25 protein-coding genes and 1 tRNA gene are annotated in these 22,444 nt (G+C 42.8%); 15 read left to right on the top strand and 11 right to left on the bottom strand.

The features are described from left to right. Positions 1-13: 13 nt before the first annotated feature. Genes EYO12_02820 through EYO12_02810 form a run of 3 tightly spaced genes read right to left on the bottom strand, consistent with a single transcriptional unit; the run spans position 14 to position 1,444 of the window. Entirely contained in the window at positions 14-664 is a 651-nt protein-coding gene (locus tag EYO12_02820; protein HIA92027.1) for a hypothetical protein, read from the bottom strand. After that, positions 664-1,071 (bottom strand): hypothetical protein, encoded by a 408-nt coding sequence (locus tag EYO12_02815; GenBank protein ID HIA92026.1) that lies wholly within the window; start codon positions 1,069-1,071, stop codon positions 664-666. The genes EYO12_02820 and EYO12_02815 overlap by 1 nt, the downstream gene beginning before the upstream one ends. Before the next feature lies 1 nt (position 1,072). After that, positions 1,073-1,444 carry a response regulator gene (locus EYO12_02810; protein ID HIA92025.1) on the bottom strand — a complete coding sequence of 124 codons (372 nt, stop codon included), beginning with the start codon at positions 1,442-1,444 and terminating at the stop codon, positions 1,073-1,075. A 78-nt stretch (positions 1,445-1,522) separates the two neighbouring features. Here EYO12_02810 and EYO12_02805 point away from each other — a divergent pair, with 78 nt between their 5' ends. Further along, positions 1,523-2,962 (top strand): phenylacetate--CoA ligase family protein, encoded by a 1,440-nt coding sequence (locus tag EYO12_02805; GenBank protein ID HIA92024.1) that lies wholly within the window; start codon positions 1,523-1,525, stop codon positions 2,960-2,962. 2 nt (positions 2,963-2,964) lie between these two features. Continuing rightward, positions 2,965-4,209 carry a hypothetical protein gene (locus EYO12_02800; protein HIA92023.1) on the top strand — a complete coding sequence of 415 codons (1,245 nt, stop codon included), beginning with the start codon at positions 2,965-2,967 and terminating at the stop codon, positions 4,207-4,209. On the opposite strand, the gene EYO12_02795 is transcribed toward EYO12_02800, so the two are convergent. Continuing rightward, positions 4,202-5,164 (bottom strand): hypothetical protein, encoded by a 963-nt coding sequence (locus tag EYO12_02795; GenBank protein HIA92022.1) that lies wholly within the window; start codon positions 5,162-5,164, stop codon positions 4,202-4,204. The genes EYO12_02800 and EYO12_02795 overlap by 8 nt on opposite strands. Before the next feature lie 47 nt (positions 5,165-5,211). Between EYO12_02795 and EYO12_02790 the strand changes: the two genes are divergently transcribed. Further along, positions 5,212-7,374 (top strand): hypothetical protein, encoded by a 2,163-nt coding sequence (locus tag EYO12_02790; protein ID HIA92021.1) that lies wholly within the window; start codon positions 5,212-5,214, stop codon positions 7,372-7,374. Here EYO12_02790 and EYO12_02785 read toward each other — a convergent pair. From EYO12_02785 to EYO12_02765, 5 genes are all read right to left on the bottom strand, one after another. Continuing rightward, the gene (locus tag EYO12_02785) at positions 7,343-7,549 is read right to left on the bottom strand and encodes a hypothetical protein (GenBank protein ID HIA92020.1); all 207 of its coding nucleotides are present in this window, start codon (positions 7,547-7,549) and stop codon (positions 7,343-7,345) included. The two genes, EYO12_02790 and EYO12_02785, sit on opposite strands and share 32 nt — an antisense overlap. A gap of 156 nt (positions 7,550-7,705) precedes the next feature. Next, a complete protein-coding gene (locus EYO12_02780) occupies positions 7,706-7,891 on the bottom strand; it encodes a hypothetical protein (protein HIA92019.1) in 186 nt (61 codons plus the stop codon). A gap of 16 nt (positions 7,892-7,907) precedes the next feature. Beyond that, positions 7,908-8,540: a hypothetical protein gene (locus EYO12_02775; GenBank protein ID HIA92018.1), complete on the bottom strand. Its 633-nt coding sequence runs from the start codon at positions 8,538-8,540 to the stop codon at positions 7,908-7,910. Between the two features lie 27 nt (positions 8,541-8,567). Beyond that, entirely contained in the window at positions 8,568-9,827 is a 1,260-nt protein-coding gene (locus EYO12_02770; protein ID HIA92017.1) for a hypothetical protein, read from the bottom strand. Positions 9,828-9,829: 2 nt separating this feature from the next. After that, positions 9,830-10,099 carry a hypothetical protein gene (locus tag EYO12_02765; GenBank protein HIA92016.1) on the bottom strand — a complete coding sequence of 90 codons (270 nt, stop codon included), beginning with the start codon at positions 10,097-10,099 and terminating at the stop codon, positions 9,830-9,832. A gap of 269 nt (positions 10,100-10,368) precedes the next feature. On the opposite strand from EYO12_02765, the gene EYO12_02760 reads away from it, so the two are divergent. The 3 genes from EYO12_02760 to EYO12_02750 are packed head-to-tail and all read left to right on the top strand — an operon-like array spanning position 10,369 to position 11,676. Continuing rightward, positions 10,369-10,587, top strand: a complete 219-nt coding sequence (locus EYO12_02760; GenBank protein ID HIA92015.1) for a hypothetical protein — start codon at positions 10,369-10,371, stop codon at positions 10,585-10,587. Between the two features lie 13 nt (positions 10,588-10,600). Then, complete coding sequence (locus EYO12_02755; GenBank protein ID HIA92014.1) at positions 10,601-11,038, top strand: NUDIX domain-containing protein; 438 nt, start codon at positions 10,601-10,603, stop codon at positions 11,036-11,038. 41 nt (positions 11,039-11,079) lie between these two features. Next, entirely contained in the window at positions 11,080-11,676 is a 597-nt protein-coding gene (locus EYO12_02750) for a hypothetical protein (protein ID HIA92013.1), read from the top strand. A 43-nt stretch (positions 11,677-11,719) separates the two neighbouring features. Here EYO12_02750 and EYO12_02745 read toward each other — a convergent pair whose 3' ends face one another. After that, the gene (locus EYO12_02745) at positions 11,720-12,277 is read right to left on the bottom strand and encodes an MFS transporter (GenBank protein ID HIA92012.1); all 558 of its coding nucleotides are present in this window, start codon (positions 12,275-12,277) and stop codon (positions 11,720-11,722) included. A gap of 87 nt (positions 12,278-12,364) precedes the next feature. Between EYO12_02745 and EYO12_02740 the strand changes: the two genes are divergently transcribed. Further along, positions 12,365-12,439, top strand: a tRNA-Glu gene (locus tag EYO12_02740). Positions 12,440-12,669: 230 nt separating this feature from the next. Here EYO12_02740 and EYO12_02735 read toward each other — a convergent pair. Beyond that, on the bottom strand, positions 12,670-13,437 hold the full coding sequence (locus tag EYO12_02735) for a hypothetical protein (GenBank protein ID HIA92011.1): 768 nt from the start codon (positions 13,435-13,437) through the stop codon (positions 12,670-12,672). Between the two features lie 282 nt (positions 13,438-13,719). Between EYO12_02735 and EYO12_02730 the strand changes: the two genes are divergently transcribed. The 8 genes from EYO12_02730 to EYO12_02695 all read left to right on the top strand — a co-directional run bounded on the left by EYO12_02730 (position 13,720) and on the right by EYO12_02695 (position 22,381). Then, positions 13,720-14,022, top strand: a complete 303-nt coding sequence (locus EYO12_02730) for a hypothetical protein (GenBank protein ID HIA92010.1) — start codon at positions 13,720-13,722, stop codon at positions 14,020-14,022. Positions 14,023-14,055: 33 nt separating this feature from the next. After that, positions 14,056-15,477, top strand: a complete 1,422-nt coding sequence (gene pyk / locus EYO12_02725) for a pyruvate kinase (GenBank protein ID HIA92009.1) — start codon at positions 14,056-14,058, stop codon at positions 15,475-15,477. Positions 15,478-15,540: 63 nt separating this feature from the next. Further along, a complete protein-coding gene (locus EYO12_02720; protein ID HIA92008.1) occupies positions 15,541-16,983 on the top strand; it encodes a cell wall-binding repeat-containing protein in 1,443 nt (480 codons plus the stop codon). Beyond that, complete coding sequence (locus EYO12_02715; GenBank protein ID HIA92007.1) at positions 16,984-18,159, top strand: phosphoglycerate kinase; 1,176 nt, start codon at positions 16,984-16,986, stop codon at positions 18,157-18,159. A gap of 42 nt (positions 18,160-18,201) precedes the next feature. Further along, positions 18,202-18,975, top strand: a complete 774-nt coding sequence (locus tag EYO12_02710) for a triose-phosphate isomerase (protein ID HIA92006.1) — start codon at positions 18,202-18,204, stop codon at positions 18,973-18,975. Position 18,976: 1 nt separating this feature from the next. After that, positions 18,977-19,729, top strand: a complete 753-nt coding sequence (locus EYO12_02705) for a hypothetical protein (protein ID HIA92005.1) — start codon at positions 18,977-18,979, stop codon at positions 19,727-19,729. A gap of 46 nt (positions 19,730-19,775) precedes the next feature. Then, positions 19,776-21,941 (top strand): ATP-dependent DNA helicase PcrA, encoded by a 2,166-nt coding sequence (locus EYO12_02700; protein HIA92004.1) that lies wholly within the window; start codon positions 19,776-19,778, stop codon positions 21,939-21,941. Next, the gene (locus EYO12_02695) at positions 21,938-22,381 is read left to right on the top strand and encodes an NUDIX hydrolase (protein ID HIA92003.1); all 444 of its coding nucleotides are present in this window, start codon (positions 21,938-21,940) and stop codon (positions 22,379-22,381) included. The genes EYO12_02700 and EYO12_02695 overlap by 4 nt, the downstream gene beginning before the upstream one ends. Positions 22,382-22,444 lie beyond the last annotated feature (63 nt).

Here is a 22,444-nt window from a genome sequence, read left to right as displayed (position 1 = left end):
TTAGTATACCAAGTTAGATAGTTTGGTAACCTGGAAAATAATCAAGGTGTAATTGCTGCCGAGATAGCCCCATTTTTTGGAGCTGATCATAGTAATGCATGCAAAATGGCTGGGGTCCGCTTAAAAATATTTGTTTGTTTACTAGATTAGTATAAAGGTGGTCTAACTGCGCTGGTCGTTCTGTGGTAGTTGTCAATTCACTAACTTTAACTAACTGATCGACAAAAACATGTTCGTTCGGTTTTGCTACATAAAGGCATTCAATAGTTCGATTTTGATTAGTGTCAATTAACCATTGGGATTGTGATAAAAATGGGGTTATACCAATGCCGCCGGCTACCCAAACAATCGGTGCGTCTTTACGTCTAGGTAGATGGAAGGTACCAATTGGCGGCGATACCTGAATGGTGTCGTCTTTTTTGAGGTTCATTAATGCACGCTTAAATTCGCTTGTAGAAACCGGAACTTTAAGACTAAACCGAATATGGTCGGCGGTTGGACTAGACGATATGGTTAGCCACCGACGGTCGCCAAGGACTGAGCTGGTTTCGATCTCTACGTCTACGTAATCACCAGCTTCAAATTGCAGCGCCGGCGGTTTTGTAAAATAGAAACTCCAAATTGACTCGGCTTCTTGGCTTTTTCGCAGAAACGCAAGTTCCATTAGTTTGCTTCGTCGAAGGACTCCAGCGCTATGTTTGAGCCAGTTAAATTAGTTCTAAATACTGCTGTATGTTCATCGCTTACTACTGTTATCCTGTATCCCTCAACCAGCGCCTGGGTACATATCTGGTCAACATCTGGCAGTCCAAGACAACCATCTGGCCAGGTCTGTTCTTCGCTTGTTTCTATAGTGGCAGTGGTTTCTTCAGTAGTTAGTTCTTTGAACTCGGCGATTGCTGCGATTTCTGCCTGGCTACGTGTTAGTGACTCTTCCGCCGGTAGTTCGTTTGAACTTACAAAAGCAAAATAAATTATAAAGACAAAAATCCCAAGCAGTATCAAACCGATCAAGCCTTTCAGTCCGCCAGGTGAAGAGTTTTCAAGTTTTTGAACTTTATCGTCTGCCATACTAGGTAATATTTAGTTTTTCTTTAACGAGATTTGCTACCTCTTTAGGGGTCATATGGGCCTTAACAATAAACCCAGATACGCCGTTTTTCTTGATTGAATCAGGTGCTTCACTTTCGCCCATATTCGTAAGGACGATCACCGGAACATCCTTGCCCCAGTCTTCTGCTCGGAGCTGGCTCAGCATTTCGTCACCGCGCATAACTGGCATCATAAGGTCCAGCAAAACAATATCTGGTTTTTTGTCTTTTATAAGCGTTAAACCTTGTTCGCCATCGCCAGCCGTATAGACTTCGAACCCTTCGGACTCGAACTTCATTAAATACATCTGCACTATTGCGATATCATCTTCGATTATAGCGATTTTAGTCATAATTATAGCTTTGATTATATAGCTTTAATTGTATTGTGCTAGTTTTTACTATACTTTAAACATAAGTTTAACACTGGCATGAAAACAAATACACGTTATACAATCGCTTCCGCCAAGGCCGTCGAGTTATTCCACAAAGCGGCCCACAATATACCCGCATACAAAGATTTTCTTTCAAGGGAGAGTATAGTCCCGCAAAAAATTAAGACATTTAAAGATTTCAAAAACGTCCCACCAGTTGATAAAGATAATTATTTACGCCAATATCCTTTAAAAGATTTGTGCTGGAACGGTGAGCTTTTCACTAACCAAATAATATCTGTTAGTTCGGGTTCTTCAGGGGAGCCGTTTTTTTGGCCACGTGGAGCGGAGCATCATGCAGAGGGAGCCGAGATTCATGAGCAGATCTTTACAAAAATACTAGATATTCATCAAAAAAGTACTCTGGTTGTAATTTGTTTTTCAATGGGAACGTGGATTGCTGGATCTTTTACTTTATTTTCAGCAATGAAAATAGCAGAAAAAAACTCCAATGACCTTATGGTTATCACTCCTGGGATCGACAAAAAAGATGCAATCCGCGCAATTAGTAAATTAGCGCACAACTTTGACCAGATAATTATTGCTGGTTATCCACCGTTTGTTCGAGATATTGTTTTGGAAGGTCAAGAACACATACAGTGGACCGATCATGTAATAAAATTTTTATTTGCAGGTGAATCCTTTAGTGAAGACTGGAGATCGCATATGGCAGAGCTGGTTGGAGCAACTAATATCCAAAAGTTTAGTGTGAATATATATGGCACCGCAGATGCGGCGATTATCGGGCACGAAACACCGTTGTCGGTAAACATTCGACAAGCAGTTGCAAGTGACTTACAGACAAGCAGACAAGTATTCGGCACTGATATTCAACCGACATTAGTAAATTTTTACCCCCAGAAGCGTTTTATAGAGGAGGTGAACGAAGAATTAGTGTTTACGACTAATTCTGGAATTCCGCTTATTCGATACAATATTCATGATAAAGGAAAGGTTTTTACTGACTTCGAAGAGCTAGCGACCGAGCTAGGGCCACGACTCAACGAAATTAGTCCGCGTCATATTCAAGATTGGTCAGATCTTCCTTATGTAACAATTAATGGCCGAAAAGACTTTACAGCTACTATCTATGCAGTCAATATTTACCCAGAAAATATAAAAGCTGGTTTGCTCGACAATACAATTGCACGGCAAACCACCGGAAAATTTAGCATGATAACAAAAACCACACCTCAACAAGATCAATACTTAGAGGTGGTCGTAGAGCTAGCCCCGAATTCTACCCCTAACGAATCAACATCGGTTTTAATTAAGCGTGCAGTTACTGATCGGTTAGTAGAACTAAATGCTGAATATAGGAAATTAAGAACTGCGATCGGTAATAAAGCTGACCTGCATATTATTTTAAAACCGTATGGTGATTCGGATTTTTTTTCCGGTACAGTGAAACATAGCTGGCTAAAGAGAGGTGAGTAGTAGTGGGTAGTCAAAAAATAACTCAAACTGATTATTATCAAGAATGGCCGTCTGAGCTGCAAAAGGCTGCAGCATCAGCCTTAAACACTTCATCATGTGAGCCGATCGTCTTTGATGTGTCAGACAAAGCAAATCAAAAAAAGTTGTTAAAATTTGTGGCATCCACGCCTATAACATCTATTCATGATAACTACGATGAGCAGCTTGCAGAGCTTGTGATCAGTAGAAATCCTCAGGTTTATCGAGCGAATATCCAAGTGAAACGAGCATCAGTTAAAGAATATGTCGATAAGCACTATGATGGCGTCGATTCCTGGAAAAAAGGTAGTTGGGTGTATTTTCCATGGAATGGGAAGCTCATACATATTTTAAACAAAGAACTATTTGGCGAAATGAGGACAATTAGAAACAAGGACTTAATAACTCAAGATGAACAGAAACAACTCAGCGATATCCGCGTAGGGTGTCTGGGAATGAGTGTTGGCAGCAATGCGGCAACCTCAATTGCTATCGAAGGTACATCTAATAAGCTTAAAATTGCAGATGGGGCTGTTATTAGTGGTTCTAATCTTAATCGCATTCGTGCCGCTGTCCATGATATTGGAGAAGTTAAGTCAAAAGTGATTGCGCGACAACTCTATGAAATGAATCCATACCAAGAGCTTATTATTTACCCAAGCATTACAGAAAAAAATCTCAAATCATTTTTCGAAGATCCATGGAGTTTAGATGTGGTTGTCGATGAGGTAGATGATTTAGAGACAAAAATTCGTTTGCGTATTGAGGCTCGTCGCCGAGGCATTCCTGTGCTTATGGTAACTGATTTAGGTGATTCAGTTATGCTAGATGTTGAACGATTCGATACTGACGAAAATCTACCGCTATTTCATGGCCTTGCTGGTGATATTGAGAAAGTGCTTGAAAGAAAAGACATGACACAGCGCGAATGGTTAAAGTTCGCAACCAGTATTATCAATACAAAAAATGTACCACTCCGAATGCAGCAGTCATTACTCAAAATTGGCACTAAACTTGTAACTCAGCCACAGCTTGGGGTGACAGCTATACGAGCTGGTGGCGTTCTTGCTTACGCTGTCCGCATGATCTGTCTTGGGCAACCACTAAAAACTGGAAGGTATTCGATCAATCTCGATGATCTACTCCTCGCAGGTGCTACTTCGCGCAAGAATAGAAAAGAGCACAAGAAACACACTAAGCTGGTCCAGGACACACTTGATTCTATGTAGAAATTTCGCTGACACTTAAACGAGGAGTCCTTTTAGGTCTACCGTTATGTCGAGGTGTTCCTATACGAATTACTGCCTGAATTCGATTTTTGGTTCCGATCAAATTTTCAATTTCTTCATGTAAATCTCCAGCTTCTACCAGTGCAGCTGTAGTTGACTGGGCGAGACCGAGATCCTCTATTTTGATACTAGCTGCCATATATGTCTTGCCGGCTGAAGTCCAATATTTCGGGGTGTCACCATCACTTAAAATAAACACCAAAGCCGAACTGTTGAGGATTCGATCATAGTCATTTTGGACGAGTTTTTGGGTATTGATCCCTGTTCGGATAGAGAGCTTTTCCATCCACCCACCTACTCTAGTACGGTTGAGGGCGTAGTAGTAGAGGCCGGTATTTTGCCGACTATTAGTAGCGATAATTAAATCTGACAGTTCTTTTCGAAAGTCAGGCATGGAAAAGGCCATTCTAAGTCCGGTGGCTGTAAGGCTAGCAGCTTTAGCGAGAATGACTTTATCATCCACGACTGAAACAGCCGTGCCTTCAGGGCAAATAAGCGATTGTAGTAAAGATTTATTTTTTTTCGAAAGTGGATCTTTGGCATATAAACGTCGATCACTACGGCGGGTTTGCAATAGTATGCTTATCTTCGGTGCGGTGGGCTCAATTTGCTTGATTGTGTAGGTGCAAACTACAGAACTTAGGTTGCTAGTTTGTGTTTCCAGCGGCGTGAGTTGGAGGCCGCATTCTGGGCTAATTTGCTCTAAACAGTACATAAAACAACCAACACTTAACCACAGCTCCCGTAGCGTCGGGTCTCCGTGATCTAAGACACTTGGCTCATGAACGGATACATTCAAAGTATTATCCTTGACCAATACGCGCCACGGTTGAGTGTTATGCACCGATGGAGCAAGACGCGCGAGTTGTATAAGTTTTTCAATTTTTTCAGTCACGCTATTAGCATATCAGCATGCTATGATAACTGGGAAGAACCATAAGCATGACCATACAACTTGTATCACTTTTTATAGCTGCTTTCGTAAACCTAATACTAGGCTACGGTGTTTTCATAAAGAACCCACGCAGTGTAACTAACAAATCTTTTTTTGGACTTACAATTGCATTCGCCGCATGGTCCATCGCAAATTACTTATCCGTTCAGTCTCTCGAAATTTTTAGTCAAATTACGACTATTCGGATAGTAATGTTTTCTGCAGCCTGGCTGAACTTTATGGCTTTTTTTACATTGAGTGTTTTCCCGGATAAAACTACCGCCACATCGTTTAAGTATAAATGGGCTCTGTATTTTACAGTTTTTGTGTCGATCCTGACATTAACGCCGCTGGTTTTTAGCGGCATTGATGCTACAAATACCGAGACAGTATCGCCAATTCCCGGTCCTGGCATAGTGCTTTTTCTTCTACAAACAGTGGTACTAATCGGCTTTGGCTCGTTTAAATTATTTAGTAAATTCAGAAAATCCCGAGGACTGACCCGCCTGCAACTGCGCTATTTATTGCTCGGCATAGTGCTGTCTCTTAGTGCAATTCTAGCCACAAATCTGATTGCAGTTCTAATATTTAATACTACCTTCTTCATAAATTTTGGGCCCGGCTTCACCCTTATATTTACGAGTTTTGCCGCATACGCCATCATTAAGCATCGCTTGCTTGAAATCCGAGCAATTGTAGCGAGGTCAATTGCATATGCTTTGCTGTTAGTGACGTTGCTTGGTGGCTACATCGCTGTAGTGATTATTCTGGGTAGCCTATTCTTTGACGCTAATGACACTGCAAGAACACCCCACATTCTCTACGGTGCACTTGCTGTTATAAGCGCTGTAATTTTCCAGCCTCTGCGCTCTTTCTTCGATAAGTGTACGAATAGACTTTTCTATCAGGACGCCTATGACACTCAAGAGCTGTTCGACAAATTGAATGATATCTTAGTTTCGTCACTTGATGTAGTTGAGTTAAAGCGTGGTGTTATAGATCTGGTGAAATCGCAGTTAAAGCTTAGGTTTTTAGAATTAGAGCAGTATCCTTTGCGGGCGGTGAAGCCAGATGCCGAAAGTCAGGGCCTTTTAAAAACGTTTCTTACCGACCAGCAAAAAGTAGTTGAACTTGATCTTATCGAGGATCAAGTCAACGGCATTAAGCATGCATTCATTCAAGCTGATGTAGCTGTTGTTTCTAAGCTAAAGGACCAAGACAATAACATATTAGGGTTATTGATTTTTGGTGATAAAAAAAGCGGCAATGCTTTTAGCGCTCGCGACCTACAAATTATCGATATTATTAGCGATGAGATAGCGATCGCATTGCAGAACTCTCTGCGCTATGAAGAAATAAAACAATTCACAAAAACACTTGAGCTAAAAATAGAAAAAGCCACTCAGGAGCTTCGTTTAAAGAATCTAAAACTTAAAGAGCTCGACCAAGCCAAAGACGACTTTATTTCTATGGCTTCACATCAACTCAGAACCCCTTTGACGACTATAAAGGGCTATCTTTCGATGCTGCAAGAAGGTGACTTCGGGGCTCTACAAGAAAAACAACAGAATATTATTGAGCTCGCCTACACTAGTTCAGAGAGAATGGTGTATTTAATAGCCGACCTTTTAAATGTTTCACGAATTGCTACTGGTAAATTTATCATCGAAAAAACAACAGTAAACCTTGCGAAGGTTATTAAGAGTGAGGTAGAGCAGTTGCAGCGTGCAGCCGAGGCTAAAAGCCAGGCATTAACTGTGCGCACCCCAGACCGCTTCCCTGATGCGCAACTAGACGAAACCAAAACCAGGCAGGTAATTATGAATTTGATCGACAATGCAATTTACTACACACCGGCAGAGGGGCGTGTTGAGGTAGAGTTAATTTTAAATGAAGACAGCTTTGAATTTAAAGTAACAGACAATGGAATCGGTGTACCGGAAGACGCCAAAGACAAATTGTTTACAAAATTTTATCGTGCAGAAAATGCCAAAAGTGCCCGACCTGATGGCACGGGACTAGGGCTATACATGGCACAAAAAGTCATCAAAGACCAAGGTGGATCAATGATTTACGAGTCTACCGAAGGAAAAGGCTCGACGTTCGGATTTAGGTTTAGCTTAGCGGCAGCTGGGGCAGCTAAAAAATCAACGAAACAAGACCCCAAATAACCAACCCTAACAACCCGATACCGCCCAACTGCACTGCACGTAAAATTAACTCAGGCTTGTTGTCTTCTTTCCATCGTTGAAACTTAGATTTGTCTTCAACCTTGTATCGCACAATTTTTGGCTTTTCAAGCTTGGCATCTTTGCCTTGGTATTTTTTGTTACGTTTTTTCGCCATATAAAACACCTCTTTATGTACGTATTATACAAAATTTAGTTCACTATTTACTGACGGAACAAAAATACGACCAATAAATGAAAATGAGTAGCGGTTATATGTTTGGTTTTTTGAATTAGTTTTCGCACAGAACGTTTCATATATACAGACGTTATTTTAGAATATTTTCCACGATATCCAGTTTACAGCAATGCCCGAAACAAGTGCAGAAAAACCAAGTAGACCAAGTATCGGTGCATCAATAGTTTTGCCGATGTAAAACAAAGGAATCATCAAAATTGCCACACCGCAAAGCCATAAAACAAACAAACGGGTATATCGATTATCGAAATTTATTTTCATATTCTATTTGAGTATATCAGGTGTTTACCTTAGAAATATCAATTATTTCTTGAGCACTTTTATCAACCAGTTCACATATGCTTAGGCCAGATTTTTTGATAGCTTCATCGACAATAGAGGTGCCAAGTCTGTATAAAATATTCGACGTATTAGTTTCTGGGTCCCAAAACTTCCATTTCGCCGCAGTCTCGTGCCAGTTAGTCCCAAGGCTAATTACCTGCGGCAGCCATAGTTTCACAAATTCATCGTCGTATTTGCCCCATACATGGTCCACGCCCGCAAACTCTCGTTCAAATACCGTAGCGGCACCTTCCCATACTCCGTTTTGCAAGGCTGTCATGTCATAGTCTTTGTCGCTACCAATAAAGCCTTGGGCCAGGTGATAACCTTCATGAAATATTGTTGCTCGTAGCTCTTTTTGTAATTCTTCAAACGGTTTGTCGACTGCAGCAGCGAGGACTATTTCATTATCACTGAGTGCAAATCCGCCTACTCCAATGCTTTCGATCAAAAACTGATTATTAAAATGAAACGTAATATTTTCTGGAAGCTGAGGCAGTATTTGTCTAAGCTCGCTCCAGCATTCAGGCGCCCATTGTTGTAATTTAGTTTTAAAGTCATCCGAGTATGAATCAAAATGTATTTGCATGCCCACAGTTTAGCAAAATGCGTCCAATTACTGTCGTTTTAGTAGTAAGTTAAAATACTCTGTTCCGCCAAACGGTATTTTTTGTTTAATATGTTTGGTACCAGTTAACGTGTCGGCTGAAAACACCGTGAACGTGCCGTAAAAATCATTAATTTCATCGACGGCTTTGGTTAAAAATTCCTTTTTAGCGTCCTCTTCGAACAAGCTCAATTGACTGCGCGTAGAGGGCTCTAAATTATACAAATACAACCCCATGGTGCGCACCTTAAGATGAGTGGGGCGCTTTTCAAATAATCGCAATACCCTTAGCCAAATGTCTTGGTTGGAATAACAGGTGGTTTTATAGGTTTTTTTGTCGTAAAAACTCTCACCATTATTAAAGGCCAGCCAGACGCAAACACCACGAGCCTCTACGTTTCTGAACCGCAGTTTCATGCCGGTAGTTTCGGTTAAGAAATGTAAACAAGAGCGCAGGTACGTTTCGTTATTTGTGACATTTCCCACCACCCATTGCCGGCCAATCATGCCAAGGTTCGTGTCGTAGTCGTCAACTTCATAGCCACGCAGACGACGATACCAGTGCAGGCCATTAATACTTTTAAATACTCGTTTTTGCAGAAGGTTTTGAGGAGCATTTAAAAATTGCAAGGGCGTAGTGATTCCGTAGGCACGCAGCCGACTGCCGTAACCGTCGGCAATGCCATTTAGGTCCTGCAATTCAAGCTGGCCGTAGACGTCTAATAAATTAGTGTGGTCAATGGTATCAAGCCCGTCTGGTTTATGTAGACCAGCGGCAGTTTTAGCTAAAAACCTGTTGGGTGCAATACCAACATTTATGCGAGTGTAGTCGCCAATTTCGCGGTACACACGCTGTTTAATTTCATGGCCAATGTCTTGAAGCGACTGGCCTTTGTTGAAGCTCTCCATGCCATGGAAATCAATAATACCTTCATCGATACTTTTCATTTTTACATGAGGCGAATAATCGAGCAGGATGTTAAGTAATTTTTTATAGACGTTGTGGTACTTGGGCGGGTCGGTTTCGAGCATAATAAATTCAGGACACAAAGCCAGCGCTTCACTGCGACGCACACCAACTTTTATGCCCAAAGCCTTAGCTTCGTATGAGGCAGCGATTACGCAACATTCTTTAGACAGCCGATTGGTCACGCCCATGGGCTTACCGCGTAGTGACGGATGGGCTTGCTGTTCGGCGCTGGCAAACGCGCTATTTAAATCAATCCACATTACGGCTGGCTTTTCGGTATTAAGATCAAGTTGTGTCATAGCTATGCACCCCCGATCATAGCTACCAGCGTCCAGGTTAGGTTTTCGGCATCAAATTCTAGGCGGTAGTCGTTTACTCCGTCTGACACGTCAAACACATGAATCATGCGCTTGCCTTTGCTTGTAGGGTGGCGCATGCCGAGTTTCGTAAAAACTATATCTTGGCCGTTGTAGCGCATTTTGGCTGGGAACGCGAGCGCACTGATATCACCGCCCTTACGGTACAGGGCGATCACATCAACACGTTCATTAATAACTATTGTCGGATCCATTAAAACAAGCTCCAAGGAATTGATTGGTAGAGGTGAACGGATTTTTTAGAAAAGAGCTTGCTGGTAGATAGCGTGGCCGTCCGCCGCTAGAACTATCGTAAACAGACAAACTAAAGCTTGTTTTAAAAGCGCACAGGGCCCGGAGGATGATTGCTTAGCTTAATTATAATTGAATAACAGCTGCGGAAAAAGCTATTTGTTTTGGGTGCAGGGCATATATAAAAAAACCCTGGCTATGCGGTTGTGGGCTTTGCTACAATTCAAGCAATATGGGTGAACCACAAAACAAAAACATACTGTCGGTTTCAGACGCGATAGAGGCAGTGCCAGATTTGTCGGACGGAGATTTACGAGCGCTTAGTGCGGCTGTGGGCATGGAACAACAAAATCGCCGAGAAAGAAGACAGCAGGTAGGCAGTTCTCATCAAAACGGTCTAGATAATTTAGGCCCAAGTGATATAGGCACAGAACTAAATAGTTTAAGTTAGAAACGAGATTAGAATGACAAAACGACACTCACATATAGCTGCTGTGTATATGATTTTACGGCGCGAAGACGGTACATTTCCTATGTTGCTGCGTCAAAATACTGGCTATAAAGACAACGAATATATTGTTCCGTCAGGCCATGTTGAAAAAGACGAACATTTTAGCGATGCCGTTGTTCGCGAGTTACAAGAAGAAGTCGGTGTAAGCGTCAACAAAGACGACATCACCCTTGTTCATGTCTCGCATAGATTAGTAGATGATTCTGACGAAGACCGACTGGACTTATTTTATGAAATCACCAATTGGCAAGGCGAGGTAGTAAATGCCGAGCCAGACAAGTGTACGCAGATAGGTTGGTTTAATGAACAGTCACTTCCTGATAATACCTACGATTACTTCAAAGAGATTCTTCGATTTATTGCCAAAGGCCAAATTCTAAGCGAACTTTGAAATTGACCAGAATAGATTATTGACATATTATATAATTTATTATGAACGAGTTTCCAATTATTGCAGTTGTTGGTTTGCCCGGTTCGGGTAAGTCTGAACTATCTAAGGCAATCCAAGTTGAACATGGCTATCAGCTTTTTGATAGTACTTGGCTAAAAGGGGAGTATTTAAAAGAATACGGTCATCATCAAGGAGATCGTTATAGTATGCGCGAGTTTGTGCAACGTCAAAAACAAGAGCGCGGTAGCGATTTTATTTACAGGCAAGCTATAAAAGAGGCCCGAGCTGCTAATGCAATTGGCTGTGTAGTTGATGGGTTACGAGATCCTGATGACACAGCGGGTGTTATTAGTGACAGGGGTGTGATTGTTGGGGTGCATGCACCTGACCCACAGACTGAATTTAATCGCATGAAACTTCGGGGCCGATTAGGCGATACAGTAGACTACGACAAATTTATGGTGTTGAGAAATGCGGAATTAAATGGAGCATTGCCACCCCTAAATACCGGAGCAGTTTTAGAGCAGGCAGAGCTGCAAATAACTACACCAGATATAACAGATAGAAATTTACGAAATCGTACGTATCAAGACTTAGCCCGTTCTATTGTTGAATATGCCGAGGCACTCACTCCTTAAGGGCTAGATACAACATATATACTGATTAGCTACTGCCTCGACTTTATATTCTAGAAGGCGCCACCCGAGAAACTAATAGGGCTGCAAATAATTGGCTTATGCCCATGCCGATAAAGATCACATCAAAGGAATAGTTTGCCAATAAGTAGCCTCCAATTAAAGACGAGAAACCGATAATTAAAAAGTTGCCGCCATCCATGATCGCCCATTCTGACGACTCTTTGCCGTCGTCTTCCAGTTTCGAGAACAAGGTTTTTGACATAGGCACGTATATGGCAACGGCCATTGCGTATATCATTTGCAAAAACATAAGTTGGTAAATGCTATCCACCAGCAAATAGCCAAATGAAGCAATTGCTAAGAGGACGTAGCCAAAGGTTAAAATCTGTTTGGCGTATTTAGAGATTGAATCTTCTACACGGCCCGCAATAATCATTAAAATGCCTGCCGAGAATCCATAGACCGAGTAGGACAGGCCAATTTCGAATTCCGAGCCGTTTAGTTGCTGTGTTACGTACACGGCATACAGAGGCGATAGCAGAGTAAAGCCAAATGTATGCCAATAGTTGGCAGTGAGTAGTAGTTTTATATTTTTGTTCATAACCTACATAATAATCGACAACGCTGGCTTGTAAATTTTTAATCTTGCGAAACAGAGGTGAAAATGATAGTATTTCCCGAGTAAATTGGCCCCATCGTCTAATGGTTAGGACATCAGGTTTTCATCCTGAAAATAGGAGTTCGATCCTCCTTGGGGTCACCACGAAAATGCCCACCCTTGCGGTGGGTTTTTTCGTGGTTAGCTCTCGAAGAGAGCACGAACTCTAGAGTTCAGATAATCAAGTGCTCTCACAGAAGCTACCTCCTAGCTTCGAAAAGTTACGCAGATTATATCGTTAGATATTTTCCCTTCCTACCGGCAGGCAGGTTAGGGTCACCAATTAAAAAACCGAGCTCTAGCTAGCTCGGTTTTTTAAGGAGTTACGCGACGACTTAGCGACTGTCTTTACCAGTATTTACGTATTGAATACATTGACCTTGGTTACTAAATCCAAACGTTTCGTATCCGCCTTTTTTACACTCGTTTTTTGATACTGGTGATTCATATATATCAGTAGCAAATGCAAACTCACTCCAATGAACGCTGTAGTTAGATGCTTCTGAGCCGTAGTTAAAGTTGTTTAGGATTATTGATCCGAAATCAACAGAGTCACCAGCGGTTGTTGCAGCAACTAGTTCGCCATTTATGTAATGATCAAACATCAGAGTGTCATTATTTAATATAATTTGTAGACTATTCCATTCATCTGATTTGTATTCAACTTCTGGTAGATTTGTCCAACCTCCGAGCACGCCGTCCCATACTCTCCAACCAGTGAAATCACCTTCTCCTGCAGTTGTAAATTCTGTTATTGGGTAAGCTGACACATCATCACCGGCATTGTTTCCTACTCCCCATAGTCCAGCGCGTACATCAATTTCTGACCAGCTGGATTCAACAAATAGATCGTTGCTGAGTGCGAATGTTTCGTCAGCGAGGTCGCGCTGCAAACCCTCAGTGAAGTAGAATCCACCAAGTTCGCTTCTGTTCTCAACATCAATATTCATTTCCATTACATTATCTCGATCAGCATAAGAAACGGACCCGTGGCCACCTGATGGTGTCGCTCGATCAACTACCCAGTTATTAGAAATCTCATCAGGCGTAAACGGCACTGACTGATAATTAATTAAATGAGTTGCTCCTACCGAGTTTGTCATTGATAACATTAAAGCCAGTACTGTTGTCGCAGTGGCGGTTAGTTTAAGCCAGCTCGTGCGAACTGCATTGGTATGATGCATTAAAAATCCCCCTTTATTTCAAAAACCATTATAAGCTTCTGAGCGTAAAGGTTCTGTTGATTTCTTTACATAATCTGTGGATAGATCGTATTTTTTAATATTTCAGTAGACATATAAAAAGCAAAGATTCTAACCACCAAGTGCAGGTGTCTGTCTGTATGTATGAGCCCGCATCTAAACGCTAGCTGCTATACTAACCTCATGCTTAAATTACTCGTTTCATTGCTCATTGTAGTCACTATCTATTCGCCGACGCAGGCTCTAAGTGTTATTTATTGCGAAGAAGACACCATTGAATGTGAGATTCAAAACTGCGAGACAGAAAACACCGTAATTGACTGGGAAAATGAATATTCAGAACAAAAAAGGCCCTTAAACGATTGCGGCACGCTTGATAGAGCCGAGCAAGATCGTAGCATTCAGCTAGCTATTAGCGCATTAACGCTTGGAGCGATTGCGTTGACTTACGTACACCTAAAAGTAAAAAGCAAAAAACTTAACTAGATACTAAAATCGTTACCTTGTAGACTACAAAGTATGAGTAAAGAAACACCAATCCATTCCTACAAACGTACAAAAATTTTAGCCACGGTTGGTCCGTCAACCAATTCCAGAAAATCGATTGAGAATCTGATTAAAAACGGCGCAAACGGTATTCGACTTAATTTTTCGCACGGTACATTTCAAGAGCGAGTTCAACAAATAGCCTGGATACGCAGCGCTGCCCGCACTGTTGGCAAACCAGTGGCAGTTGTACAAGATTTACAAGGTCCAAAAATTCGTTTTGGCCTACTAAATGACGAAATAGAAGTAAAAGCTGGCAACACAATTAGCTGTGTGTATGGAAAAGAACAGGCTGAAGATAGCGATGAGCTTCCAATTCAATATGACTTAACTCAAAAAGTAAAAGCTGGCGACAGAATGTTGATCGCCGACGGTCGGGTGCATGCCGAAGTTATGCATGTAAAAAACGGTGTTATAAAGGCCAAAATTCGAAATGACGGTAAATTTAGTAGTCGAAAAGGAATCAACCTACCAGACACCGATCTTGAAGGCGACATTTTAACTAAAAAAGACCGTGAAGACCTTCGCTTTGGTCAAGAACACGACGTAGATTACGTCGCGCTTAGCTTTGTCCAAACTGCCGACGACGTTCGGCTTTTAAAGAAAGAACTTAAAAAACTTGGCTCCAACGCTAAAGTAATTACTAAGGTGGAAACTAAAGCTGCCACGCAAAACCTTGAAGAAATTGTAAAAGAGTCTGACGGTGTGATGGTCGCTCGTGGTGACTTAGCTACCGAAACCGAGCCAGAATCTGTGCCGATTGTGCAACGACAAATTATTGGTTTATGTCAGAAGCACGGCAAAGTCAGTATTGTTGCTACTCAAATGTTAGCGAGCATGACCGACGCTCCGTCGCCGACCCGGGCCGAGGTGTCAGATGTCGCTACGGCGGTTATTTTGGGCACAGACGCCGTTATGTTAAGCGACGAAACCGCCAGCGGTGATTTTCCAGAAGATTCTATAAAATATATGAAGCGAATTATTCGCTATACCGAAGACAACGCACCAGTCGAGCCACGCTATTTAATTGATGAAGATCATTCGATTCAAAGTTCTATCAGCTCTGCTGTTATGACATTAGCGCACCAAGTGCAAGCAGCTGCAATTGTAGCCGAGACCGCAAGCGGCAACACAGCCCGTAGCCTTGCTAGCCATCGACCAAATATGCCGATTATTATGGTTACCCACGACCAGCAAGTTGCTAACCAACTGGCGCTAGTTTACGGCGGTAAAAGTTACGTTCGAGCTCAAAGCCGACAGGTGGGGGAGCGCATGACAGACTGGCTTCGCAAAAATGACATTCTTGCTAAAGACGATGTGGTGGTTATTACGTCTGGTAAATATCCTGGCGAAATTGGCGGAACCGACACCATTAAAGTCCGACGCCTATCTTAAGAGTTTGCAATTATAGAAATTACTGGCACACTATTAAGCATAAGCTAAAAAATAGGAAACATAATGGATCCAAATAATCAAAATGTGCCAACACAGAACTTTGGTGGAGTTCCGTCTGGTCCTGAGCCAACAAATAAAAAGAATAATAAATTTGTCGTTATAGGTATTGCTGCACTTGTGGTAGTGGCGGGAATCGTCAGCATTATTACGCTGGGTGGTTCCGACGACAGCAATGCAAACCTATCTGAAAACCTACCAGCATCTGTCGATGCAACAATTGAAGAAGCGGTTGCACCAAGCGAGCTTGTGACTCAAGCCTCAAAATACGTTGAGGATGCTGACACAGTTTTAACCGATGAACGATTAGAACAAATTGAAATTGAAGTATCGCAAAATATTGCCGATGAAGCATCTGTAAATGACGTCGAGTCCGAGCAAATAGCCGAGTTTGACAGCTGTGTACGAGAAGGTTTATGTGAATCTGACGCATACCCTCCATATCGATACAGTGGCTCAAACCGCTATGCAACCGCAGCCGACGTGTCTAAGAAAACATTTCCAAACCCAGGGGCTATTGACCGGGTTGTAATTGTAAATGGCGGCTCAGAGATTGATATGGGGTTAGCATCGAGCTTTGCTAACGGTTCTACGACCATACTACTGGTTGAGGCCGATACATTACCAACAGAAACACGAACAGAATTACAGCGAATTGCTGGAGCAAATACCAGTCCAGAGTTGATTACGGTTGGTGGCTCTGCTGCTGTCTCTGTCACTGTCCAAGCAAATGCCGCCGATGCTTTGGCGACCTCAAGCAGCAAACAGTCGCGTTTGGGCGGGGCAAACCGCTATGAAACTGCCACTAAAATCACTCGAAAACTTTTCCCATCTGACGGCTCACAAGATGTTATCTACTTAGCATCAGCATCATCGTACGCTGACATAATGATTGCCAATAATGGCACAAATGTTCCAGTCTTAATTACCGACAAAGACAGCGCTCAAGACGTAGTAATAAATGAAATTTGTCGACTCGGTACTAACGACACAAAAGTGATTGTGGTTGGTGGCCCGGAAGCGGTTGACGTTCCAGCTCTTGAAGGCATTGCCGCTCCAGTAGGACGACCTGGATTTTCATCAACTACCCAAGAATGTGAAGACATGTCTAGTATTGAGTTCTTCCGCTATAAAGATATTGCACAACTTGCTGGTGAATCACGACTAGAAACGGCCGTGGCTGTATCACGCCGCAATTACCTATCACACCAAGGCTCAGCCGTAATCGTAAACGGTTACTCAGCACCAGACATGTTGAGTGCTAGCGTGCTATCTCAGGGAAGCGGCGGCTTACCAATCTTACTTGTTAACAACAGCACGTATTCAGACCGAACTTCAAAAGAACTAAAACGACTAAAGGCTGTTCAATTGTTTGTAGTCGGCGGGGAAGCTGCTGTAAACGAATCTGTAATCGACGGACTCCGCGTTGAACAGTTTACTGTTAATTAATTGAACGCAGACACAATGCAAAACTGTCAGGACGTACAAAATTCAACAGTTTTAGTGCGAGTTGACTTTAATGTTCCGATTTCGTCAGAAGGTAAGGTATTAGATGACTTTCGAATCAAAGCTGCTATACCCACCATACAACAGCTATTAGAACACAATAACAGCTTAGCACTTATTGCTCACTTAGGCCGACCAACTCCAGGCCAGCTTGCAGATAACGAATCACTTCGGTCAGTTAAAGATGTACTAGAAGATCTTTTGTCGGAAAAAGTCGAGTTTCGGACAGACATTTCTGACAATTCGCCAAGTGCGCAGCGAATTATTCTATACGAAAACCTTCGTAATTGGTCGGGTGAAGCCGACAATGACGTTGAGTTTGCAAAACAACTGGCAAAACTCGGCGAGGTATTTGTACAGGATGCTTTTGGGGTGGCCCATAGGAAGGTTGCGTCCACTGATGCTATAGCCAAACTTTTGCCGAGTTACAGGGGCCTATTACTAGAAAAAGAAGTTACAACACTCACACAAGTCATTGATGATCCTGCTACGCCATTTGCTGCAATTATTGGCGGAGCTAAGATCGCGGACAAAATAGATATGATCGAACGATTTATCGCAAAAGCGGATCTGTTGGTTGTCGGCGGGGCAATGGCAAATACTTTCTTGCAAGACAGTAGTTTTGGTGGGCTAGAAATAGGCGCGAGTGTGTTCGAAGAAGGCGAGGAATCTACGCTCGCAGCCATTAAAAAACGGCTCAGTAAACAAAAAACACAATTAGTACTACCAGATCAGGACGTAGCTGTAGGAATAGGTGTTAATGATACTCATCGTCGAGAAGTTGCCGTGAATCATGTTGCTCATAACGATTTAATTTTAGATTTCGGACATCGCAGCATTGAAAAAACCAAACAACGGCTGGCAACAGCAAAAACAGTTATTTGGAACGGGCCATTGGGATATATAGAAAATCCAGCTTACGCTAAAGGATCAATTGAAGTTGCTCAATTTCTAGCGAATCTTGATGCCGAAGTAATTGTAGGTGGCGGTGATACTGCTGAATTTGTAAATAACGCTGGACTTGCTCATAAATTTAGCCATGTTTCAACTGGCGGCGGCGCAAGCTTAGAACTATTGAGCGGCAAAAAATTGCCAGCAGTGGAAGCGCTTCGTCAATAACTAGAATATTCAAGCATAAGCAGTTACACTTAGGGGTAAGATATGGCGGGCAAACCTAAAAAATTGATTATAGCTAACTGGAAAATGCACAATACAGTGCAGCAAGCCAGCCACTTTTTGATTCGATTAGAAAAGTACGTAGAGCACTTTCCGCGCGAAGCCGAGGTAGTAATTGCACCAAGTTTCATTAGTCTGCAACCACTAAAATTACAGCTTCACTCTAGCTCCATCAAGCTTGCTGCACAAAACATCAGCCAATTTGACGAAGGAGCCCATACCGGCGAAACATCTGGCTTAATGGTAAAGGGCATTGTTGACTACGTAATTATTGGTCACTCTGAACGACGACATATTTATGGCGAAAAAGACGACCTAATAGCTAAAAAGCTTGCTGCGGTTGTTCGTCATGACTTAGTGCCAGTTTTGTGCGTTGGTGAATCTATCGTAGACAGGCAAGAGGGCTTTACCAACAGAGTTCTCCATAGCCAAATTAACGTGGCGCTCACCATGCTAACACCGCAAGATCTTGCCAATGGTTTTGTCGTTGCTTATGAGCCAGTGTGGGCGATAGGCTCCGGTCTTGTGCCTCGACCTGACGATATTAAGTCGGCAATTAGGGTGATCAGAGACAACATTCGAGAAGTATTTGGTGGACACGTTGCTACCAACACAAGAGTTTTATATGGCGGAAGTGTTAATCCCTCTAATATCGCAGACATTCTTAAAATTTCTGGTGTCGATGGAGCGCTCATCGGTGGCGCTAGTCTAAATTATCAACAATTTGGTGACATGATTCTAAGTACCAAGGAGGTCTAGGGTGGCTAGTGAAGAAAAAAAGATTACAGTAAGTGTTGATGACAGCGAAGAGTCGACACAAGAAAAAGTTGTGAACATTGAGCCAGGAAAATCGAGCGTTGAGGAGCTAGCCGAGCAAGCCGCCCAGCAGCTAGACTCTCATGACAGTGATTCATCTGACGAAAAAACACCTGAAACAGATACAGAGGTGAATGCAGAACCAGAAGCGTCAGTAGAGGCTAGCGAGCCAGTAGAAATTAAAAAAACGTCATCGAAAATAATTGTCGATGAGGCCGATGAGCAAGATGATAGCGATGATACTGAGGAGGCTGTGGAGACTGAAGAGACTAAGGCCGCTACAGATGAACCAGTAGTTGTACGAAAAAATATAATCGAACCCATTTCTACTAAACCAGCTGAAGATCCAGTCAGTGATGCTACGTCAACTCCAGAAATCACAGCCGACCCTCAGCCCGACGAATCTATGCCTGCCGAGCAGCCAGAAACTAACTCAGCGACAGCTGCGTACTCACAGCCTACAGTGGCCGAACTAGCTAAGACTGGCGAGGATCAAGCAGCCAAACCTGCAGAGCATGAAAACGCTAGAATCGCTAAACCCGTGCCCCAAAAAAATTACAAAATCGACCCCAAAAAACTTAAAAAAGGGCCGAAAAATGTTAGTGCTCAAAAAAGCTTCCCGCTCGGCAAAACCCTTGTACTAGTAGTGGTACTGTGTGCAATCGCGGGTGCGTATTACGCTTATACACAACTGTAGTAACTACAACGGCCAAATAGCATACGAATTGCTACAATAGTCCCTAATGCACGACTACTTGAGTCAATTAAACAAAGACCAACAAAGAGCTGTCCTGAAAACAGAAGGGCCGGTGCTTATACTAGCTGGCGCTGGGAGCGGTAAGACCAAAACCCTTACTCATCGAATTGCCTATTTAATCAACGAAAAACACATACAGCCTAACCAAATACTGTCGGTGACCTTTACTAATAAAGCAGCCGGTGAAATGCGCGAACGAGTTGCTGAACTCTTAGGCATGAGTGAAAACATGGGGCGATCTTTTATGCCGTATTTAGGGACCTTCCACGGTATTTGTGTTCGTTTACTGCGTGAGTTTGGTGAAGAGATCGGCATTCCGCGTAGTTACACTATCTACGATTCCTCTGATTCGCAAAGTGCCATCAAGCAAGCCATGCAAGTGGTGGGAATATCTGAAAAAGAATACAGCGCCCGTTCAATCAGTAATTTAATCAGTTCAGCAAAGAACGAATTAATCGACGCCCACCAATATGAGTCAACCGCTTCTACACCCACTCAAAAAAAAGCAGCGCAGGTGTTTCCGGTGTATACCCAAATTCTAAAAAACGCTGTCGCACTGGACTTTGACGATCTTATTATGCAGACCGTGCGACTACTTAAAACATCATCAAAAACGCTCAGCACCCTGCAAGATCGATTTAAGTACATTATGGTTGACGAATATCAGGACACCAACAGCGCCCAATATGAGCTGACCAAACTATTATCACGAGCACACAATAATATTTGTGTTGTCGGCGATGACTGGCAGAGTATTTACAGTTGGCGCGGTGCTGATTTTCGTAACATTCTTAACTTTGAGCGCGACTATAGAGACGTTGAAGTCATTAAGTTAGAGCAAAATTACCGTTCTACTAAAGCAATCTTAGACGCAGCTCATCAGATTATTGACAAGAACCAGCAGCGTTCCAAAAAGAAGCTTTGGACAGATGGTGCAGTGGGTGAGCCGGTGCAAGTTCACCAAGCAATGAATGAACGCCACGAAGGTGAAATGATGATCCGTATGATCCGCTCTCACAATGATCTCGGAGCACGAAAACTTAATGATTATGCAGTTTTATACCGCACCAACGCTCAGTCCAGAACGCTAGAAGAATCGTTTGTGCGGTATAACATTCCCTATCGAATTGTTGGCGGTACACGTTTTTATGAACGAAAAGAAATCAAAGACATCTTAGCCTATTTGCGGCTTATTCATCAGCCCAACGATCGCGCCAGTTTTGAGCGAGTGGTCAACGTCCCGACCCGCGGCATTGGCAAAACAAGTTTGCAGCGTTTTTTTAATTGGATCGACAGTTCGAGTGTCCAAGACAGCGGTGCGTTAGGGCTGCAATTTGACTCACCAACTACCCTGCATGAGGCACTCAACCACGTAGCTCAGACTCCAGGCTTACAAAACCGCGCAGTTACTGCCCTTGAGGGGTTTGCGCAAACACTGTCTAATTTAAAGGCTCTGCACGCCGAAAACACACCACTCGATCAATTAGTTGAACTTACCGTAAACAGAGTGGGCTATCTTGATTTTCTAGACGACGGCAGTGTGCAAGCTCAAGACCGCATAGAAAACGTGAAAGAACTTATTTCTGTGGCTCGCGAATATAAAGACCTCGGCTTAGCCGGATTTTTAGAAGAAGTTGCTTTAGTGAGCGATATCGATAGCTATGACGAAAATGCCGATGCAGTAACACTAATGACTCTGCATGCCGCTAAAGGCTTAGAGTTTCCGGTGGTTTTTATGGCAGGAATGGAAGAAACCATTTTTCCGCACAGCCGAGCTTTATATGACGTTGAAGAAATGGAAGAAGAGCGTCGCTTGTGCTATGTCGGCATGACTCGGGCTAAGGAAGAATTACATCTGTTTCATGCCTCTTCACGGTTGCTGTATGGCACATCGCAGCACAATCCACCGTCACGCTTTTTAAGTGAAATTGACGCCCAGACCAATGCGCCAGCTTTGCCGCAATTTAACCAACCAACACCCGACTACGAACCAGAAGTTAAAATTGATATCTTGCCTGGTCAGGCGGTTATGCACCCAGTTTTTGGCAGTGGAACAGTTGTGGAGCTAGACGGTGAAGTTGCTACAATTAACTTCAGCCGCGGTGGTAAAAAGACATTAAACCTTGCCTTCGCGCCCCTTCAAAAAATATGAGTATTTATGCTATTACCTACAAATGTGTTCGGTTGGCCCAATCTATTGTGCCGCTTTCAACACGCCGTGTTCGGGTTGCGCTTATTTGCGAAAGACGCATTTTACTAATAAAAAATCGGTTAGGCGATGACAACTGGACACTACCAGGCGGCGGGCTTAAAAAAGGCGAGCGCCCAGCAACAGCGGCTAAACGAGAAATACAAGAAGAGCTTAGTATTGATATCGGCGACAACAAATTAACGCGGTTCAGTACTGAAAAAAAACAATTCGGATTGTATAAAGAGTCGTATGTAGTCTATGCCACCGCTATCGACAGTCTTAAATATAAGGCCAATAAAACAGAAATTAGGGAATCCCGTTGGTTCGAACTTGAAGGAGTTCCGCGTCGCCGTGACGAACTAGTAGATGTTGTGATGAAAACCCTTGAGGTTAAACGCTAAGCCAGCTAAGATTAGTACAACAAAAAAATCCTACGTTAAAACCAACTCACATCAACAGCTTAA

This window comes from Candidatus Saccharibacteria bacterium, from assembly GCA_012965045.1.
Taxonomy (GTDB): Bacteria; Patescibacteriota; Saccharimonadia; order Saccharimonadales; family DTSZ01; genus DTSZ01.
The sequence above is the reverse complement of the archived record's forward strand: the minus strand, read 5'-3'. Positions and strand labels throughout refer to the sequence as shown.

Bases quoted from the DNA above. Each gene is read 5' to 3' on its own strand.
- EYO12_02755 (HIA92014.1), top strand. From the start codon at position 10,601: ATGACAAAACGACACTCACATATAGCTGCTGTGTATATGATTTTACGG.
- EYO12_02810 (HIA92025.1), bottom strand. From the start codon at position 1,444: ATGACTAAAATCGCTATAATCGAAGATGATATCGCAATAGTGCAGATG.
- EYO12_02700 (HIA92004.1), top strand. From the start codon at position 19,776: ATGCACGACTACTTGAGTCAATTAAACAAAGACCAACAAAGAGCTGTC.
- pyk (HIA92009.1), top strand. From the start codon at position 14,056: ATGAGTAAAGAAACACCAATCCATTCCTACAAACGTACAAAAATTTTA.
- EYO12_02695 (HIA92003.1), top strand. From the start codon at position 21,938: ATGAGTATTTATGCTATTACCTACAAATGTGTTCGGTTGGCCCAATCT.
- EYO12_02765 (HIA92016.1), bottom strand. From the start codon at position 10,099: ATGGATCCGACAATAGTTATTAATGAACGTGTTGATGTGATCGCCCTG.
- EYO12_02790 (HIA92021.1), top strand. From the start codon at position 5,212: ATGACCATACAACTTGTATCACTTTTTATAGCTGCTTTCGTAAACCTA.
- EYO12_02780 (HIA92019.1), bottom strand. From the start codon at position 7,891: ATGAAAATAAATTTCGATAATCGATATACCCGTTTGTTTGTTTTATGG.
- EYO12_02785 (HIA92020.1), bottom strand. From the start codon at position 7,549: ATGGCGAAAAAACGTAACAAAAAATACCAAGGCAAAGATGCCAAGCTT.
- EYO12_02730 (HIA92010.1), top strand. From the start codon at position 13,720: ATGCTTAAATTACTCGTTTCATTGCTCATTGTAGTCACTATCTATTCG.
- EYO12_02710 (HIA92006.1), top strand. From the start codon at position 18,202: ATGGCGGGCAAACCTAAAAAATTGATTATAGCTAACTGGAAAATGCAC.
- EYO12_02760 (HIA92015.1), top strand. From the start codon at position 10,369: ATGGGTGAACCACAAAACAAAAACATACTGTCGGTTTCAGACGCGATA.
- EYO12_02815 (HIA92026.1), bottom strand. From the start codon at position 1,071: ATGGCAGACGATAAAGTTCAAAAACTTGAAAACTCTTCACCTGGCGGA.
- EYO12_02720 (HIA92008.1), top strand. From the start codon at position 15,541: ATGGATCCAAATAATCAAAATGTGCCAACACAGAACTTTGGTGGAGTT.
- EYO12_02820 (HIA92027.1), bottom strand. From the start codon at position 664: ATGGAACTTGCGTTTCTGCGAAAAAGCCAAGAAGCCGAGTCAATTTGG.
- EYO12_02805 (HIA92024.1), top strand. From the start codon at position 1,523: ATGAAAACAAATACACGTTATACAATCGCTTCCGCCAAGGCCGTCGAG.
- EYO12_02750 (HIA92013.1), top strand. From the start codon at position 11,080: ATGAACGAGTTTCCAATTATTGCAGTTGTTGGTTTGCCCGGTTCGGGT.
- EYO12_02770 (HIA92017.1), bottom strand. From the start codon at position 9,827: ATGACACAACTTGATCTTAATACCGAAAAGCCAGCCGTAATGTGGATT.
- EYO12_02745 (HIA92012.1), bottom strand. From the start codon at position 12,277: ATGAACAAAAATATAAAACTACTACTCACTGCCAACTATTGGCATACA.
- EYO12_02775 (HIA92018.1), bottom strand. From the start codon at position 8,540: ATGCAAATACATTTTGATTCATACTCGGATGACTTTAAAACTAAATTA.
- EYO12_02735 (HIA92011.1), bottom strand. From the start codon at position 13,437: ATGACAAACTCGGTAGGAGCAACTCATTTAATTAATTATCAGTCAGTG.